Annotated in this window: 12 protein-coding genes, 1 tRNA gene and 1 pseudogene; 9 read left to right on the top strand and 5 right to left on the bottom strand. The window is 47.3% G+C overall.

The genetic code is table 11. The annotated features are described in order from the left end of the window. The first annotated feature begins 157 nt into the window (after positions 1-157). The gene (locus tag GMA8713_RS00075) at positions 158-1,291 is read left to right on the top strand and encodes a flagella assembly protein FlgT (RefSeq protein ID WP_062704524.1); all 1,134 of its coding nucleotides are present in this window, start codon (positions 158-160) and stop codon (positions 1,289-1,291) included. A 79-nt stretch (positions 1,292-1,370) separates the two neighbouring features. Beyond that, positions 1,371-1,446 (top strand) — tRNA-Arg (locus GMA8713_RS00070). Between the two features lie 127 nt (positions 1,447-1,573). Here GMA8713_RS00070 and GMA8713_RS00065 read toward each other — a convergent pair. Together GMA8713_RS00065 and gltX are read right to left on the bottom strand one after the other, a co-directional pair. Beyond that, the gene (locus GMA8713_RS00065; protein WP_062704522.1) at positions 1,574-2,665 is read right to left on the bottom strand and encodes a porin; all 1,092 of its coding nucleotides are present in this window, start codon (positions 2,663-2,665) and stop codon (positions 1,574-1,576) included. Positions 2,666-3,473: 808 nt separating this feature from the next. Continuing rightward, positions 3,474-4,898 carry a glutamate--tRNA ligase gene (gene gltX / locus GMA8713_RS00055; protein ID WP_062704518.1) on the bottom strand — a complete coding sequence of 475 codons (1,425 nt, stop codon included), beginning with the start codon at positions 4,896-4,898 and terminating at the stop codon, positions 3,474-3,476. A gap of 211 nt (positions 4,899-5,109) precedes the next feature. On the opposite strand from gltX, the gene GMA8713_RS00050 reads away from it, so the two are divergent. Then, complete coding sequence (locus tag GMA8713_RS00050) at positions 5,110-5,796, top strand: YccT family protein (protein ID WP_062704516.1); 687 nt, start codon at positions 5,110-5,112, stop codon at positions 5,794-5,796. 233 nt (positions 5,797-6,029) lie between these two features. On the opposite strand, the gene GMA8713_RS00045 is transcribed toward GMA8713_RS00050, so the two are convergent. Together GMA8713_RS00045 and ligA are read right to left on the bottom strand one after the other, a co-directional pair. Continuing rightward, positions 6,030-7,049 (bottom strand): porin, encoded by a 1,020-nt coding sequence (locus GMA8713_RS00045; protein ID WP_062704514.1) that lies wholly within the window; start codon positions 7,047-7,049, stop codon positions 6,030-6,032. 531 nt (positions 7,050-7,580) lie between these two features. Further along, positions 7,581-9,593, bottom strand: a complete 2,013-nt coding sequence (gene ligA / locus GMA8713_RS00040) for an NAD-dependent DNA ligase LigA (RefSeq protein WP_062704512.1) — start codon at positions 9,591-9,593, stop codon at positions 7,581-7,583. 154 nt (positions 9,594-9,747) lie between these two features. Here ligA and GMA8713_RS00035 point away from each other — a divergent pair, with 154 nt between their 5' ends. The 6 genes from GMA8713_RS00035 to GMA8713_RS00010 all read left to right on the top strand — a co-directional run bounded on the left by GMA8713_RS00035 (position 9,748) and on the right by GMA8713_RS00010 (position 17,667). Then, positions 9,748-10,209 (top strand): hypothetical protein, encoded by a 462-nt coding sequence (locus GMA8713_RS00035; protein ID WP_062704511.1) that lies wholly within the window; start codon positions 9,748-9,750, stop codon positions 10,207-10,209. A gap of 106 nt (positions 10,210-10,315) precedes the next feature. Continuing rightward, positions 10,316-12,142, top strand: coding sequence for a protein translocase subunit SecD (gene secD / locus GMA8713_RS00030; RefSeq protein ID WP_084387628.1), 1,827 nt, complete (start codon positions 10,316-10,318; stop codon positions 12,140-12,142). A 2-nt stretch (positions 12,143-12,144) separates the two neighbouring features. Further along, positions 12,145-13,041 carry a protein translocase subunit SecF gene (secF, locus tag GMA8713_RS00025; RefSeq protein ID WP_062704509.1) on the top strand — a complete coding sequence of 299 codons (897 nt, stop codon included), beginning with the start codon at positions 12,145-12,147 and terminating at the stop codon, positions 13,039-13,041. Between the two features lie 168 nt (positions 13,042-13,209). Beyond that, positions 13,210-15,312 (top strand): protein-disulfide reductase DsbD family protein, encoded by a 2,103-nt coding sequence (locus tag GMA8713_RS00020; protein ID WP_062704508.1) that lies wholly within the window; start codon positions 13,210-13,212, stop codon positions 15,310-15,312. 4 nt (positions 15,313-15,316) lie between these two features. Further along, entirely contained in the window at positions 15,317-15,838 is a 522-nt protein-coding gene (locus GMA8713_RS00015; RefSeq protein ID WP_062704507.1) for a protein disulfide oxidoreductase, read from the top strand. Between the two features lie 266 nt (positions 15,839-16,104). Further along, positions 16,105-17,667 (top strand): lytic polysaccharide monooxygenase, encoded by a 1,563-nt coding sequence (locus GMA8713_RS00010; RefSeq protein WP_062704505.1) that lies wholly within the window; start codon positions 16,105-16,107, stop codon positions 17,665-17,667. Between the two features lie 60 nt (positions 17,668-17,727). On the opposite strand, the pseudogene GMA8713_RS27975 reads toward GMA8713_RS00010, so the two are convergent. Beyond that, positions 17,728-17,932, bottom strand: a pseudogene (locus tag GMA8713_RS27975) (IS4 family transposase); the annotation flags it as partial.

Below are 17,932 nucleotides of genomic sequence, written 5' to 3'. Positions count from 1 at the left end.
TAAGGGCAAAGGCCCCGCCCACTAACCATCCCTATTTTGGGAACATTATTTGCATTGGGTGGCTATATTCTCGCTTTATTTGCTAACCACCTTGCCGCTTTTTCAGCGATGTCATCTGGTCTAGCAATTTTTATACCCACTATTGGAAACCAAGGTTATGCGCAAAAGAATTCTTAAGCCTCTCGCCGCTTGCATCGCGCTGGTATCGACCTCTGTCAACGCTGCATGGTACGAAGTCACTGGGCTTAGCACGGTTTTGGAAAGCAAAGAGCAGGCAAGAGAGAGGGCCTTGGAAGATGCCATTTATCAGGCACTAAAATTCTCTGGGGCTGATATTGCCGGTCTGACAAGCATTCGTCCTTACCTAAAAGAAGCGAAAGATGATTATTTGTTCAGTGGCGATGAGATCCGCCATATTCAGGTACTGGAAACGAAGGAAAAAAGCGGTGTCATGAAATTGACAGCGCGCATCGACATCTATCCGACGGCAAATGCTTGCCACAAGAACCAATACAAAAAAGGCTTGGTAATGGGACGCTTTGATATCGTCTCCCCTCAACATGCTGCCTTGGGTGGTATCTTCCAGTTTGGGGATGATTTCACGGTACTATTGCAGCGACAGTTTGAAACCCAAGCGCAAAGCTTCGTCGTTCAGGGGATCACGCCCTACTCCATATCTCCTGCACAACCGGATGTCGCAACCATGGTGGCAGAAGATACTGGCGCACAGTATTTATTAGTCGGCACTATTACAGATATGACGGCAACAATTGACCAAAAAGTACTGAGAAAAGATCAGACAAATCGACAACTGGCATTGTCTATCGATGTGATAGATGGGAAATCGGGTGAAGTGATTTACCAGAATATCTACCGCGACATTGCAGCCTGGCCATTTGAGCGCCACAGTAAAATAGACACTAAGACTGCGCGTTTTTGGGCCTCTCCGTATGGCGAAATGGCGCAGAGAATGAGTCGCAATATCCTGTTGGACCTAGAAAGCAATTTAGCATGCAGAGCCACGACGCCTGAGATTGTCTCGATTAATGGTCAAACTGGGCAAATTAATGCCGGTCGTATTCATGGCGTGAAGCACGGTGACGAGCTAGCGCTATGGCACAACGCTTCCTTCACCGATCAATACGGCATTCACCGTACTCAGATGAAAAAGAGTGAGATCGGGCTATCGGTAACGCGTGTTTACGAGAGTTCAGCGGAAGTAGCAGTCTCACCTGTGGAGCTAGGTAAAAGCATTCAGATCGGCGACTTGGTAACCAAATACACACAATAATTCCTTTAAAGCCTTAACGTTACGGCACAATTGGGTATACTAACCATCCGGCGTTGATAATCCGCACATCAGCGCCAACGCTCCCATAGCTCAACAGGATAGAGCAGTCGCCTCCTAAGCGATCGATCGGGGTTCGAGTCCCTGTGGGAGCGCCATTTCAATTTCACCCCCGTTTCAATTTGCTGTTATCCACTCCATCGAATACGATTTCTTGCCATATGCTCTAAACGAAAAACAGGCCACAAGGGCCCGTTTTGGAGATAAAGACAACGTTCTAAGAGGTTAGAAGTACCATTCAGTACCGATACGAATCATTGTATCTTCGCCTTTGTAGCTACCTGCTGCATCACTTTGCTGCGCTACACGCAGGAAGGTGTATACAGAATTGAAGCTGTGACCTACTTCACCGGTGATGGTTTCACGCTTCAGGAACTCATCTTTCGCGCCATCAGTTTCGCCGTCTTGAGATGCATAACCCAGGCGGAAGTTAGTTGCGCCCATGTAGTAGTTAGCTTGGATAGTGTAAGCATCGATTTCGCGCTTATCGTAACCTTTAGAGTAGCTATCTGCGTTGCGGTCAAACTCACCTGACTTGTATGCACCAGCAATCATTACGCTATCAATCGGACGCAGTTCGAAACCTGCGAACCAGTTGCTTGTATCACCAACAACTGACTTAGCAACTTTAGTGTTTACACCAGTGTCTTTATCTTTTTCAACAACAGTGTCGTCATCGAAGTTTGTATCACTGGTGTTTTCAAATGCTGCGTGCAGAGTCAGCATTTGTACTGGTTTGATAGTGAAGCTACCGCTGTAGAACTTGGAGTCTTCAGTATTTTCGCTACCGTTACCACCAGAGATAGAGAACTTAACCATGTCTGCAAACATTGGTGAGTCGAAGCGGATTTGTTGGCTCTTACGGTCAAAGTGGAAACGTTCACCGGCACGCCAACCACGGTCAAACGTCGTACCCATGTTTGAAGCACTGTATGGCCAGTCAACCAGTTCGTACATAGGCGTCAACATACGACCGAAGCGTACTTGACCCCAGTCATCACCACGCATACCAACGAAGGTGTCACGGTTACCGATATCAGCACCAGTATCCAGCATCCAGCCAGATTCCATTTGAACGAATGCTTCAACTGAATCAGTCATAACTTGAGAGGCACGGAAACCTACTCGAGATTCGTTTTCTAGTGCGAAAGTGCTGTCTTTAGTACCGTAATCTACAGCAGAGATTGAAACCACACCGTAAAGCTCAACTGAGTTTTCATCAGTTTGTGCAATTACGTAAGCATTTGCAGCAGTTGATGCCATAACTGCTGCAGCTACCGCTGAGCCAATTACTGTGCGTTTGAAAAATTTATCCATGGAAAACTCCTAATAAAGTATGTGTGCTTCTGATGGAGAGTTCTCTTTCTTTTAGTTGGCCGCCGAAAGAAAGAGAGCATCAGTGCGACTTAATTGATGTCGTTTATCAACACGGCAGAGATTAATTAATTTCAAACGAAAAAAAACCATTAACTGAATGAAGTTTGAATTACCTCACCAGAGACACATAAATAGTCATAAAAACCATTAAAATCAATATATTAACTGAATATAAAAACATATAAAATCTCACTAATCTTTAGATGCTCATATCAAAAAGGGATCTGGCTAGCAAATATCAACCCTCCTTTAGCCAGATAAACTTTTCCAACGAGAAAATGAAGGTCTTATGCGTGATCAAGATCGATGAATTAAAAACAAGCAAGGCTAGGGATTGGTATCACCAGATCAAACCTTTCCTCCCCAAAAGCACCAAAAAAGTATGCAAGTGACATATTCATCGACAAAAAGCATGGTGACCTTCTAGTTTTTATGTGGCTATAATTTTCCATAGGCTGCTTCGCAAGGAAACATTGATAGAAAAGCCACCAGTAAAGAAGGGGTTGATATGAAGTATTGGGATTCAACCAGTGCTGTTCTTGCGCTTGCATTAAGTTTTATGCGTCAGCATATATAGTTGATGGAACTGCAGTAAATATACCCAAACAGATAATGTAGCAATGTGCCATGATGGATAATTTTTGGGTATGGGTTGAAAACCAAAAGCGCATCATCGAAGCAAGAAACTAGAATATACAAAGAGCCCATTTCATATGGGCTCTTTTCAAATGCGACGCTTGAGAACGAATCAGATAGAAGCTTCGCGACCACGTATAAATTCAACAGCATGTTCAATTCGAGAGACAACACGTGCTCTCCCAATCAAGTTCATCACTGCATCAACTGATGGCGACTGGCCTTGTCCTGTCACGGCAACGCGGAGTGGCATACCTACTTTACCCATTCCTAATTCGAGCTCGCAACAAACGTCTGCAATAAGCTGATGGAGGTTTTCAGTATTCCAGTCCTCTAGAGACTCTGCTTTACTTAGTGCCAACTCAAGAGCTTCTTTTGCTACAGGGCGAAGGTGTTTCTTCGCTGCACCCGCCTCAAATTGCTCGAAGTCCTGGTAAAAATAACGACACTGCTCAGCCAACTCTATTAAAGTGTTACAACGCTCGCCAACAAGCTTAATTACATCAGTAATTGCTGGGCCATTACTGACATCAATCTCTTTTGCATTTAGATGCCATTGAAGGTATTCAGCAACATACTCTGGAGCAGATGTCTTTATGTAGTGGTTGTTCAACCACAACAATTTTTCAGTGTTAAATGCCGAAGCCGATTTACTGACCGACTCCAGGTTAAACAGCTTGATCATCTCATCCAGAGAAAAAATTTCCTGGTCACCGTGAGACCAACCAAGACGCACAAGGTAATTCAACAGAGCCTTTGGTAGGTAACCGTCATCTCGGTACTGCATCACACTCACCGCACCATGGCGTTTAGAGAGCTTCGCACCATCATCACCCAGAATCATTGAGCAATGCGCGAACTCAGGTACTGCTGCACCAATAGCTTTGTAGATATTGATTTGACGCGGTGTGTTATTGATATGGTCTTCACCACGAATTACTTGAGTAATTCCCATGTCCCAGTCATCAATCACAACGCAGAAGTTATATGTCGGGCTGCCATCAGTTCGGCGGATAATCAGATCATCTAGCTCACTGTTTGCGATTTCGATACGGCCACGGATTTTGTCATCAAAAACCACAGTGCCTTCTTTCGGGTTGCGAAAACGAATACAAAATGGAGATTCTTCCGTTGCTGCTTGATTTGCAGCAAGCACTTTTGGGTGGTTTGCATCGTAGCGAGGCTTCACACCAGCGGCCATTTGCTCCTCACGAATTTCATCAAGCAACTCTTTGGGCGCATAGCACTTGTACGCTTTATCTTCCGATAGCAATTGGTCAACAACCTCGTTGTAACGTTCAAAGCGCTTGGTTTGGTAATAGGGACCTTCATCCCAGTCAAGACCCAGCCACTCCATGCCTTCAATAATCGCATCGATTGCTTCTTGAGTTGAGCGCTCTAAATCAGTGTCTTCTATTCGAAGTACAAACTCACCACTTGCGTGCTTTGCACAAAGCCAGGAATATAGTGCAGTACGCGCACCACCTACATGCAAGAAGCCTGTTGGGCTTGGAGCGAAGCGAGTTTTGACTGTCATTTTACCACCTAAGTTATCTAAAAACGTGGGAGCCGTGTTTTGGGGCGTTATTGTATCATCGGCCTTCTCAGACACAATTCCTGACAGAGATATTTTTCTTAGCCTCATCCCTCAGTTTTAGTCTGGATACCTACCTTATTTTTTGAAGCAAAAGTAGAATCATCCAAACATATCAGCAAAAGCGCTAGCATTGGCTTTGTAAGGAGTAAAGGTGTTAAAAAAATCAGTCCTAGCAATAACTGTTCTAGGTATCAGTACAAGTGTTTTCGCCGACGTCTCGGTAAAAATCCCTAATGGTGTACAGGTGTTAGTGGAGAATGGAAATGAAACAAATTTTTCAAATCTAGGGTTCGATTCAAAGGACACCATCATTTTTCCCAATGGTAATAACCAATTGGTTTTTAGGCTGTCCCATATCGTTCAAGAATCTGGAAGCAAGAAAACCAAGTATAAATCCGTTCCTATGATCGCAACATTTACCGCGAATGATACCACGCTCAATCTTAAGATTAACAAAAGGATAACTACACTTGACGAAGGGCGGACATTCAATAAAAAGCCTAATTTTACTATCGAGGATAACGGGTCACCTATCGAGGTAAAATCTGATGTTCTACCAGTGGGGTTCGACTTAATGACTGACTTTTCGGCTTTAATGCGAACTTATAACGAAGGAGATCACATAGCTAGCTGGAAATTGGAAGATGATTTTTTAGTGGTACAAAAAAATACCCCTGTACAAATTAACAATCTAGACACTTCAACTTTTAGCTCAACAACAGCAAATAGTGAAAACGTTGAATCAGAGAAGATGCTTAAATTTTGGTTTTCTCAATCAAGTTCGCAAGAGCAGAAGAACTTCCTAAGCTGGGCAATACAAAACGTGAAGCAGCACTAAACCACCTTTAAAAAAGAGCTTATTCAGCTTTGATTAATAACCAGTTAACCACAAGAACAAAGTAGAAGGCCATCTGCAGTGTAGGTGGCTTTAAAGGGCTCCCTAAAAGCCGACTTAACATCACTTAAAAGGAGTCTGTAGTGGTTCATTAAACCACTACACCACTACATACTTAAAATCATGACAATAAAAAGCCCGGCTAGTGCCGGGCTCATTTCTATATCAAGTACTTCTTAGAAGTAGTATTCCAGACCGAAACGCCAGCCCAGATCGCTATCTTGGTTAGCTCCGTCTTTGTCTAAGTGTACCAGACGACCGTAAACAACCGCTGATGGGTCGAGGCTGTACATCAGCTGACCAGTGATAGCGCGCGTACCAGTGTCAACTTGCTTAACACCACCATTTTCGAAGTCATTTGATTGTGCATAGTTAACGTTAGCAGTCCAGTAGTCAGCAAACACCAAGTAAGCACCTAACTTATAAGCATCCTGAGACGCTTTCGTTTGCTCGTTGCTTTCTGGATCTACTTCACCAGTTACATATGCAGTGTGGAAACCAAATCCGTCAAAATCAAAGTTTGCACCTACAACGTACGCGGTTGCATCGCCACGGCCTTTGGTCGCGTTGATTTCACGGTCATCGACTTGTTCCAGACCTGCTTTACCAGTAAAGAAACCAGCTGTGTACTGAAGGCTACCACCGTAAACGTTAGACCCTTTCACACTTTCTTCACCACGACCAGCTGCCAGAGAGAAAGAAAAACCTGAAAGGTTTGCAGAGTCATAGCGAACCATGTTTGGTTGACGATCATAGTTGATAGAGCCTGGGTTAGAGATGCTAAAGCCAGCACCAGAAGATTGGCCAGTGTAACCATCAACAACTTCGAAGAACGGCGTCAAGAGTCGACCAAAACGAACTTTACCCGCTTCTTCAAGATCCAGTCCCAGATAAGTGTCACGAACACCCAAACCGCTACCTGAACCATCATCACCTACGTTACCACCTTCCATTTGCCAGAAGATTTTTGGTCCACGCTCGAAATCTTTTGTGCCACGAACGCCGATGCGAGATTCGTTATCAAAATCGATTTTACCAGCGTTTGCGTCAGTTGTGTCTGTTACAGCATTTTGCGCAACTGAAACTGCAACCTGACCATAAATGTCAAATGCAGCTTCAGCCAGTACTGAAGTTGAACCAAGTGCAGCAGTAGTTACTGCAGCGGCGACGATAGAACGTTTAAACATCTTTTCCATGGAAAATAACTCCTAAAGGGATTTTTCAGAATTCCAAGTCATCGCCGTTATGGTTGGCCGCCGTAGCAATGACTCGTTTATTCGATTTTCTAAAACGACCCAAATTCATCGCTTTAGATTTTTTGTCACCGATTGAACTCTCCCTCAACCGATGAGTCTCAGACTACTTTCACCTGAAAAAACATCAACGAGAACTTTATTTGTTATTAAAAAAATATGACTCGGTGCAAAGTTCCATCCATGTTCGTGATCGAGATCCCTTATTTAGATAAACACATCAAAATAAAAACATAAAACATTAAAAAACAATTACTTATGATCATTCCGCGGTCAGTAAAAATACTAAAAACACTGTATTGAGATCGTTATCACATATTCATTTTCGAGACATAAAAATGAATTTCCAGTCGTTTTAATGGTCAAATTTCACCTCGTGAAATATCTGAATTGGATCGCAAAAGCGCTAGGGGCGGGGCATAAAAAAACGCCAGCATGATGCTGGCGTTTGTGGAGGATTGGTATTTAATGAAATTAACGTGACAGCAATCTCACCATTCCGTCTTCATCCAGAATTTCAATGCCAAGTTGCTGGGCTTTAGCCAACTTAGAGCCGGCGGCTTCACCAGCAATCAAGAGATCGGTTTTTGCAGAAACGCTGCCCGTCACTTTCGCACCTAACGCTTGAAGGGCTGCCTTTGCATCATTGCGGGGCATTTGTGAGAGGGTTCCTGTCAGAACAACAATTTTACCCGCCAATGGTTGAGGTTCATTTTCGTCTCGCTGTTCAATGGCAGGCCAGGTAATGCCACTTTCCAGCAAGGCATCAATCACTTCTTTGTTGTGCTCTTCATTAAAGAAATTCACCACATGTTTAGCGACAATGACGCCCACATCCTGCACTTCGACTAACTGTTCTTCTGTCGCTTCTCGAATCGCGTCGAAGGTGAAGAAGTGGTTCGCCAGGTTTGCTGCCGTTGCCTCTCCTACTTCCCTGATGCCTAGAGAGTAAATAAAGCGAGCCAGTGTGGTTTCTTTAGCTTTAGCCAGTGCATCCACGAGGTTTTGTGCGGATTTTGGCCCCATACGGTCAAGCATGGTCACTTGGCCCGCTGTAAGCTTGAACAAATCCGCGGGTGTGGTGATCAGCTCTTTTTCAATTAGCTGCTCAACTATCTTGTCGCCAAGCCCATCGATATCCAGTGCTTTTCGGGAAGAAAAGTGCTTAATAGCCTCTTTGCGTTGTGCACGGCAAATCAAACCACCGGTACAGCGAGCAACTGCTTCACCTTCCACGCGCTCAACGTGGGACTGGCAAACCGGACAAGCATCTGGGAAAACCACATCTTTTGCATCATCAGGGCGACGGCTATCCACTACGCTGACGATTTGTGGGATCACATCGCCTGCACGGCGAATAATGACGGTATCGCCAATTTTTACGCCAAGACGCGCAATCTCATCCGCATTATGCAATGTAGCGTTCGAAACCGTTACGCCGCCGACAAACACAGGTTCCAGTTTAGCAACCGGCGTAATAGCACCGGTACGGCCAACCTGAAACTCGACATCTTGTAATACAGTGATTTCTTCCTGAGCAGGGAACTTATAGGCAATAGCCCAGCGCGGCGCTCGGGCGACGAAACCTAAACGCTCTTGAGTATCAATGGCGTCAACTTTGATCACCACACCGTCAATTTCATACGGCAAGTCATTGCGACGCGCGCCGATATCCTGATAGTAAGCTTTGACGTTTTCGATGCCTTCGACTTTTTTGACTTCCGGACTGAGTGGAATGCCCCAGATTTTCAGTTGTTCTAAACGACCGATATGGGAATCACCAAACGCTTCGGACATCACACCCACTGAGTAGGCATAGAAACGAAGGGGACGGGTTGCGGTAATTTTTGGATCTAGCTGACGAAGGCTTCCTGCCGCGGCATTGCGCGGGTTCGCAAATGCTTTTTCACCTTTTTTGATGTTTTTTTCGTTAAGTTTTTCAAAGCCTTCCTTAGGCATGAAGACTTCGCCACGCACTTCCAAACGCTGAGGCCAGCCTTTCCCTTGAAGCTGCAAGGGAACATTGCGGATGGTACGGACATTGTGAGTGATGTTCTCACCTGTCGCACCGTCACCACGGGTAGCGGCTTGTACCAGAACACCATTCTCATACATCAAGCTCACTGCCAGACCATCCAGCTTAGGCTCACAGCTAAAGATGAAATCACCCGAGATGTTCAGCCTGTCCTTCATGCGCTTTTCAAACGCTTCAAGCTCTTCATCACCGAAGGCATTGTCGAGAGACAGCATTGGAATTTCGTGACGAACCTGTTCAAAGGCGCCCAGAGGTGCACCGCCTACGCGCTGGCTTGGCGAATCTGCCGTCATCAACTCTGGATACTCGGCTTCTATCGCCAGCAGTTCTTGCATCATGCGGTCATATTCCGCATCCGGAAGTTCGGGTTTGTCTTCGACGTAGTAAAGGTGGCCGTGATAGTTAAGCTGCGTTTTCAGCGACTGCAGTTTTTGTTGAATTTCCGTGGTCATCAATGCTGCCTAGTTTGCTTCACCACTTTTTAGTGGCTTGGATATTGAGAATGTGAGCCAGTATACCCGAACTCCCACAAGGCGCGAAAATACCACTTGTTGATAATGCATCCATGCGATTATGATGCTGTCAGATTTATCATTGAGTGACACCATGAAGGGTAACGCATTAAGACACAACGGCAGTTTGGGCGCTTTGCTCGCGTTGCTGCTTGTCTTTTTTTCGCTGCCATCATTTGCGGCAAACTCTGTCGCTAACAGCGCTCACTCAAACTGTCTGGTGGTCACTCAGCATGAAGCCCAGACATCAGCACAAGATGCGCTCACTTCGTTAAATGCTGAGCACCGGGCGCCAGCCAAATCGCTAACACCAAGCCTATCCACCTTACTCAGAAACGGCTCCTGGCTGCCAGAAAGGCTCGCCAACACTGAACCTGAATATGAACTGGTTATCGAGCTGGCAAACGTTGCCACTTTGCTTGATTACTATCATTACGATGACACTTTCAGCCACTGGCACGACTGGACTCGCTCTCCCCCAGCGACCAGACACCGTATCGCGGGCTGGAAAGATTCCAATCTGCAATACCGATTCATTTCTCAAGCTCAAGCCTGAACTTCAAATCCCAGCTGATTTCCATCGGCGAACTAAACACGTCCACGCAGTGGACTAAAGATTTGACGTATTTGCCGTAAATGTTTTGCGGTGACGAGCGAGAGCTATGCAAAAAACAACTCAAAAAAGAACAGGTCGAACGACCCTGTTAAATCACTATCCTGCATGGAAGTACGTGGTGCTGATCACCACCATCATCATCATGCTGTTCAGCGCCCTGCCGTCTTGGTTTGGCGAAAGTCCGGCTATCATGATTTCCCACAAAGGGAATACGCCATCGGCTGTCGCGATCAAAAGCATCTTGGATAACAAAGATGTCGACGTGACACGCATTGACCAACAAGGCAATAAAACCACCGTGGTGCTCGGCGAAGCATCGCAACAAAATGCGGCTAAGCAGATTTTGGCAAAACGTATGCCGGAAGATGACACCGTGACACTGGCCATGGTGCCAGCAGCACCAGCTTGGCTACTGGAGATGGGATTCAAGCCAATCAAGCTTGGTCTCGACCTTCGCGGTGGCGTGCAATTCCTGCTGGATGTCGACATGCAGCAAGTTTTCCATGCTCATGCAACACAAGCCGCTGATGCGGTCCGCGAGCACGCGCGCGAGCTTCGAGTCCGTGGTGTACGCGTTCAGGTTAATGCCGATGGTGATTTAAAAGTCGTAGCGCCATCCAGCGCCTCTGAAGGCGAACTGCGCCAATTCCTTCGCGAGCAATATCCGCAATGGGAAGTAAAAGGCAGTGGTGACTACACCCTGACCATGAGTTTGAAAGAAGCAGAAAAGCAAACACTCACTAACCTAACTGTGCAACAGAACCTGCAAACCATGCGCTCTCGTATTGAGGAGCTCGGCATCACAGAAGCGGCTGTTCAACGTCAGGGCGAACACCGCATCCGCATCGAACTGCCAGGCGTTCAAGACCCAGCCGCCGCCAAAAACGTGATTGGCGCAACTGCAAGTCTTGCGTTCTATGAAGTGGTAAGTGATTACAAACCTGGCTCTATGGTGATCCCAGAGCAAAACGGTCGCCCGGTGCACGTTAACCGCAAACCGGTTCTGTCAGGTGAGCACATTGTCGATGCGCGCGCCAGCATGGGTGAAATGGGCATGCCGGAAGTGAACATTTCGCTGGATTCGACCGGCGGTAAGAAAATATCTGACTTCTCAGCACAGCATATCGGCAAACCTATGGCGACGGCTTACAGCGAATACAGCCGCAATGCAGAAGGTAAAACTGAGCAAGAAACGTCCATCATCAGCGTGGCGACCATTCAGTCCCAACTGGGTAACCGTTTCCGTATTACTGGCGTCGGCACCCTGCCTGAAGCGCAGGATTTGGCGCTGCTGCTGCGTGCTGGCTCTCTCACTGCACCAGTAACCATCGTTGAAGAACGCACCATTGGTCCTTCTTTAGGTGCTGAAAACATTCAAAACGGCTTTGCAGCGCTGGCAATGGGGATGGGCCTAACCCTTCTGTTTATGGCGGTGTGGTACCGCAAGCTTGGCTGGGTGGCAAACCTCGCCCTTGTCGTCAATATGGTGATGCTACTGGGTCTGATTGCCCTGCTTCCTGGCGCAGTACTTACACTACCGGGTATCGCAGGTCTTGTGCTTACTGTCGGTATGGCGGTGGATACCAATGTTCTGATCTTCGAACGTATTAAAGAGAAAGTCCGTGAAGGAAGAAGCCTGGCTCAGTCGATTGATTTGGGTTTCAGCAGTGCGTTCGCCACTATCCTCGACTCTAACATCACCACACTTATCTCAGCCGCAACCTTGTATGCCATTGGTAATGGCCCTATCCAAGGTTTTGCTCTGACACTGGGCTTAGGTTTGTTGACCAGTATGTTTACCGGAATCTTCGCGTCTCGCGCAGTGATCAATCTGGTTTGGGGTAGAGATTCACGTCGCGGTGTGAGGGTATAACAATGATTACGATGAAAAACGCAACAAAACTTCGCCGTATTGGCAGCCTGATTTCCTGTGTACTCATGGTGCTTTCTATCTTCACGTTGAGCACTAGGGGCCTCAATTTCGGTCTCGATTTTACTGGCGGTATGATCAGTGAAGTTCAACTGGACTCAACGCTGACTGCCAATAAAATTCAGGACAAACTGGAAGCTGCGCTCAAACAGCCAGTGACCGTGGTGTCAGCCGGAGAAGCCGGTGATTGGGTAGTTCGTTACGCCGCACCGGAGAAATTGAGTGAACAGCCTGAACTCAAACCTATCCTCGAATCATTCTCTCAAACTGTTGAGATGATTAACGTTAGTCTGGTCGGCCCACAAGTCGGTCAAGAGCTGGCAGAACAAGGGGGATTGGCTGTGCTTATTACTCTGCTGGTGATTCTGGGTTACCTGAGTTTCCGCTTCGAGTGGCGACTGGCATCCGGCGCACTCCTGGCGCTGGTACATGACGTCGTTCTCCTGCTGGGCTTTTTCTCTATCACAGGAATGGAGTTCAACCTGACCGTGTTGGCTGCACTCTTGGCCGTGCTGGGTTACTCACTGAATGACTCCATCATCATCTCTGACCGGATCAGGGAACTGCTGAAAGCGAACGTGACCTTGCCAATCGCAGAGCTCAACAACCGCGCGATTGCTTCTACCATGTCCCGTACTCTCATCACTTCAGGAACCACACTGATTTCAGTGGGGTCACTGTGGCTGTTGGGGGGAGAGCCACTATATGGTTTCTCCATCACCATGTTTATCGGCATTGTCGCGAGTACCTGGTCAACCATGACAGTCGCGACCATTATTCCGGAAATGACGAATCTGCGTCCCGAGCATTATATGCCGACGCCTGTATCCGACGCGCCTTAATACTGTTCTTCCCAAGCCCGCTTCTGCGGGCTTTTTTATACTCACTCCGTCATCCTGTAAGCAATGTCTAACGAACACGGTCACTTACCTATTAGGTATGACTGCCGCTTGCAATCTGTCAGCGCGCTCAACAGAATGCTGTGCAAAATTGGATTAAATTTTTAGGCCATGTATCAACACACTTCAATAAAAAGCACTCGAGTAATCATCGCTTTACTTGCTTTGATGTTTTTTGTGTCGCTACCAGTGAAAGCCCAGACACCGGGTACCGGATGGCTGAAGAACCCTGCCCACCCACCGGTCACAGCCCGCGTTGCGCTGACTGGCAATGCCAATGAATCAACCAACGCCGTTGAAGGCTTTCTGGAAATCAACCTCTCCGGCGACTGGAAAACCTACTGGCGCTCTCCCGGAGAAGGCGGCGTTGCGCCGAGTCTGAACTGGAAAGCGTCAGAAAACATTAAAGATGTGGACTGGCAATGGCCTGCCCCACAACGTTTCGATTTGTTGGGTATTGATACGCTGGGCTACACGGGCGATATCATTTTTCCCATCACGCTCTACGTTGAGGACATCAACAAACCAGCAAACTTTGCAGGTACCTTAACGGTCTCTTCCTGTACCACAGTGTGTGTGCTCACGGACTACGAGTTTGAACTGGCATTTACACCAAACAATCTAAAACCCAATGCAGAGTTGCTGCACACGCATGCGCAGGCCGCTAGCCAAGTCCCTAAAGCATCACCTCAACTGAAAAATATCAGCGCCGTATGGGATGATACAAAACAGCAACTGCAAGTTTCCGCAAGTAAAATCATCGATTGGCAATCACCCGACATCATTGTTGATGGCAGTTTGGACGCACTAACCGATGTGGCTTTTTCTGTGCCGACAATCTCAGTGAATGGCGAGACCGTCACCGCTACCTACTCCGCCAGCAGTTGGATGAAACAGCCTGCGTTAGCCGATGAAATGGTGACCATCACATTTATTGACAAAGATTTTCTGGCTGAACAGAAAATCACGGCAAGGGCGGGAACCATTGTTGAGGCAGTACCGGATTTTTCCTTTACATCTGCCATCGCCTTCGCGCTGTTAGGTGGGCTTATTCTTAATATCATGCCTTGTGTGTTGCCGGTGCTTGGCCTAAAACTCAGCAGCGTGGTCACCGCTCAGGGTCTGGCGAAAGTACAAATACGTAAACAATTTCTTGCCTCAGCGGCGGGGATCTTGTTTTCATTTTGGCTACTCGCTGCCTTCCTGCTCACCCTCAAACTCACTGGTAACGCGATCGGTTGGGGCATTCAATTCCAAAGCCCGCTGTTTATCGGTGTAATGGTGGGGATTACGACGCTGTTTGCTGCCAACATGTTGGGATTATTCGAGATCAGTCTGCCCTCTTCGGCGAATACCTGGCTGGCAACCCGGGGCGATAACTCCTATGTCGGGCACTTTACCCAAGGCATGTTTGCCACATTACTTGCTACCCCATGTTCTGCACCGTTTCTTGGCACTGCGGTTGCGTTTGCTCTAACCGCGTCAACACCAACCCTGTTTGCGATTTTCTCCGCGCTAGCTATTAGTATGGCGCTGCCTTGGTTACTCGTTGCCGCCATGCCTTCCCTAGCAACGAAATTACCAAAACCAGGCGCTTGGATGAACCGAGTGAAGTGGTTATTTGGCTTTCTGATGCTCGCAACCAGCGTCTGGCTACTGACATTGCTGGCCAATCATTTATCGCTGCTTTGGCTTATCATCCTGAGCTTCATCGTCATTGCCTTTTTCATCACCAGAATCCACAAAGTTCACGGTAAGAAAACAGCAGTGATCGTCAGTGGCATGGGCATTTTTCTGACGGCTGTGACGCTGGTAATTGCAAGCCTTACAGCCTCTAAATGGGTGACGCCTCTGCCACCTGATTTGGCGTGGCAAAAGCTCGATGAATCGCGGATAGCGCAAGAAGTGAATGCCGGAAATACCGTGTTTGTGGATGTCACTGCAGATTGGTGTATCACCTGTAAAGCAAACAAAATCGGTGTTTTACTGCAAGAGCCCGTCTACTCCAGACTTCAAGCCGAAGATATGGTGATACTCCAGGGTGATTGGACTTCTCCCAACGGTTATGTGACCAACTATCTGCGTAAATACGGCCGCTATGGTGTGCCTTTCAATATTGTTTATGGCCCAGCGGCGCCAGAAGGCATCCCGCTTCCTGTCGTGCTGTCGAGTGAAGATGTCATTCGCGCCATCAATCATGCTAAAGGAGGTTGAAACCATGGACACTCCAAAAGACAAGAGTAAATGGAAACAGCCCGGATTCTGGATAAAGGAAATCCTGACACTGGTGATCTTGTTTTCTGTTATTTCATTCGCTCTGGATCTTTGGCGCAGTCAAGACATGCCGAACGAGCAGTTGCCAAATGTTGCCTTACAGGATCTTTCAGGTGAAACAATAGATTTAGTCGCTCTAAGTGAAGACAAACCCGTGGTTTTGTACTTTTGGGCCACATGGTGTGGCGCATGCAAATTTGTGACGCCAACCGTGGACTGGTTAGCGGAGGATCATGATGTCATCTCTGTTGCGATCACTTCAGGCTCAAATGATCGTATTACGGCATACCTTCAACATCACGACCTGAAATTCGCCACCATCAATGATGAGCGAGGATCTTTGTCAGGTATGTGGGGCGTGCGTGCGACACCGACCATAGTGATTGTTAAAGACGGCAAAATCGCATCTATCACTACCGGTATCACCACACCACCCGGTTTATTGGCTCGCCTTTGGTTGGCTTAAACCATCGCTTTCACAGGCACTATTCAAACGATCACCACCTCCATAGGAGGGGGGTTAGGACTGACAACAAAATACCCGGCCATTGATTAGTGACATGAATTCCTAATCATGCCGGGCATTTTCATATCTATGAAAATTTGGAAAACCTTTTTCGAGCCACCTTAAATTTGTAGAAACCGACAAAATCCCGCCGCCTAATTTTCAACCAAACCAGTGTGTAATAACAAAAAAAGCAACAAAAACAACCAACACTGAGAGGAAACAATATGTTACGCACTCGACTACTCCCTTTGGTGGCAGTGGTATCGGCGACAATACCTCAACTCGCCTTTGCACATGGCTATATGGACTACCCACCCGCACGTCAGGAGATTTGTGACAGCGACGGTGGCTATTGGGAATCAACAGATGGCTCAACCATCCCTAACGCGGCTTGTCGTGCAGCATTTAAAGAATCCGGCTGGTATCCGTTTGTGCAAAAGCCGGAATTTGCCAAACTCGTTTCTAATTTCACGAATCAAGTTGCTGTTGAAACTGCAGTTCCAGATGGTGCATTGTGTTCAGCAGGTGACCCGAAAAAAGCCGGTATCGACATTCCTTCTTCTGAATGGCAAGCCACACCGATTGACCCTAGTCTAAACGGTAAGCTGACCCTGCTATACCGTGCATCAACGCCTCACAATCCGAGCTTCTGGAAATTCTACCTCTCAAACGCCGCCTATAATTCGGCGACTAATGCACTGAAATGGTCAGATCTGGATTTGATAGCGGAATTTGGCAATGTACCCGTTGTGATCATCAACGAGAAGAAGTACTACCAAATGACTATCACCTTGCCGACCGACCGCACTGGCAACGCAGTGCTTTATTCACGCTGGCAACGTGATGACCCGGCAGGCGAAGGCTTCTACAACTGTTCAGACATCAGCTTTGGTGGCGACATCGTTGTTCCAACATGGCAAAGCCTTGGTGCAGCAGTCAAAGCAACTGACGACGCCAATAGTGGAGATACCGTCTGGTTCCGCGTTTTCGATGGAAGTGGGACAGAAACCGTGTTCGAAAAGGTCGCTATTGACGAGACAAACCAAGACGAAGCGGTTTGGGCCTCTCAGTTAGCAGATATCATCAACAATGGCTCGACCGGTGTTCGTCTCGGCAAACTCTCACAAGACGGTTTGGTGTCTTGGGACAACGCCGATCTATACGGCAATCTGGTTTACGTGAAAGACCAAAGCGCTACCTTCCAACTCGATATCAAACGGGAAGTCGTGAACAACGTACCGGTTCTCAACGCCCCACTGGCAGTGAGTGTAGAAAGCGGTCAATCCACTCAAATTGCTGTTTCAGCAACAGATGCTGACAACGATGCACTGACATTCAGTGCCAGCCAAGGCACTGTGACAGTTACAGGCAATGATGCAGCCATCAGTTACACTGCGCCAGCAACCACCACTGACCTTAACGACACGATTACTGTGACAGTCACTGACGGCACTGCGAGTGCTGAGGCTGTGATCAGCGTAAACGTGAAAGGTAGCGGTAGCACTGGTGGTGAAACAAACTGGGATGCGAATGCGACCTATCTGGCTGGCGATAAAGTGACACACTTTGGCGTGACGTATACGGCACAGTGGTGGAACAAAAGTGAGGAGCCGGGAACGTCTTCCGTATGGGTAGCGGACAAAGGTGCTGGCGACCAAGCCTGGAGTAAAGATATTGCCTACAGCGGCGGCGATACTGTGGTTTATGAGACCAAAACCTACAAAGCAAAATGGTGGACCAAAGGCGATCTACCAACGAATGGCGGGCCTTGGGCGGAAGTGAAATAACGCACTCTTCCTCAATGTAGCTGATACAAAAAACGCCCCTTGAAGGGTAACACCTATCACTTAAGGTTTAAGGTGCTTAGAGCGAACAGGGTAGCGAGTTTTATTAATACGAACGGTCCTCGCTTTGGGCCGTTTTCTTTTTTTGGGGAGTATGTAGCGTTTCACTCTCTCCCGCATGGCTCTTAGCTTTCTCGGGATTGAGCCGGGGGCTGCTATCGCACACCACATCAGCTCATCCTGAATATCTCTCAATGCCATCATAAAA

Source organism: Grimontia marina (assembly GCF_900060185.1).
In the GTDB taxonomy this organism is placed as follows: Bacteria; Pseudomonadota; Gammaproteobacteria; order Enterobacterales; family Vibrionaceae; genus Enterovibrio; species Enterovibrio marinus.
The sequence above is the reverse complement of the archived record's forward strand: the minus strand, read 5'-3'. Positions and strand labels throughout refer to the sequence as shown.

Excerpts from the sequence above, each read along its gene's own strand:
- GMA8713_RS00075 (WP_062704524.1), top strand. The coding sequence starts at position 158 with ATGCGCAAAAGAATTCTTAAGCCTCTCGCCGCTTGCATCGCGCTGGTA.
- GMA8713_RS00065 (WP_062704522.1), bottom strand. The coding sequence starts at position 2,665 with ATGGATAAATTTTTCAAACGCACAGTAATTGGCTCAGCGGTAGCTGCA.
- gltX (WP_062704518.1), bottom strand. The coding sequence starts at position 4,898 with ATGACAGTCAAAACTCGCTTCGCTCCAAGCCCAACAGGCTTCTTGCAT.
- GMA8713_RS00045 (WP_062704514.1), bottom strand. The coding sequence starts at position 7,049 with ATGGAAAAGATGTTTAAACGTTCTATCGTCGCCGCTGCAGTAACTACT.
- ligA (WP_062704512.1), bottom strand. The coding sequence starts at position 9,593 with ATGACCACGGAAATTCAACAAAAACTGCAGTCGCTGAAAACGCAGCTT.
- GMA8713_RS00035 (WP_062704511.1), top strand. The coding sequence starts at position 9,748 with ATGAAGGGTAACGCATTAAGACACAACGGCAGTTTGGGCGCTTTGCTC.
- secD (WP_084387628.1), top strand. The coding sequence starts at position 10,316 with ATGCAAAAAACAACTCAAAAAAGAACAGGTCGAACGACCCTGTTAAAT.
- secF (WP_062704509.1), top strand. The coding sequence starts at position 12,145 with ATGATTACGATGAAAAACGCAACAAAACTTCGCCGTATTGGCAGCCTG.
- GMA8713_RS00020 (WP_062704508.1), top strand. The coding sequence starts at position 13,210 with ATGTATCAACACACTTCAATAAAAAGCACTCGAGTAATCATCGCTTTA.
- GMA8713_RS00015 (WP_062704507.1), top strand. The coding sequence starts at position 15,317 with ATGGACACTCCAAAAGACAAGAGTAAATGGAAACAGCCCGGATTCTGG.
- GMA8713_RS00010 (WP_062704505.1), top strand. The coding sequence starts at position 16,105 with ATGTTACGCACTCGACTACTCCCTTTGGTGGCAGTGGTATCGGCGACA.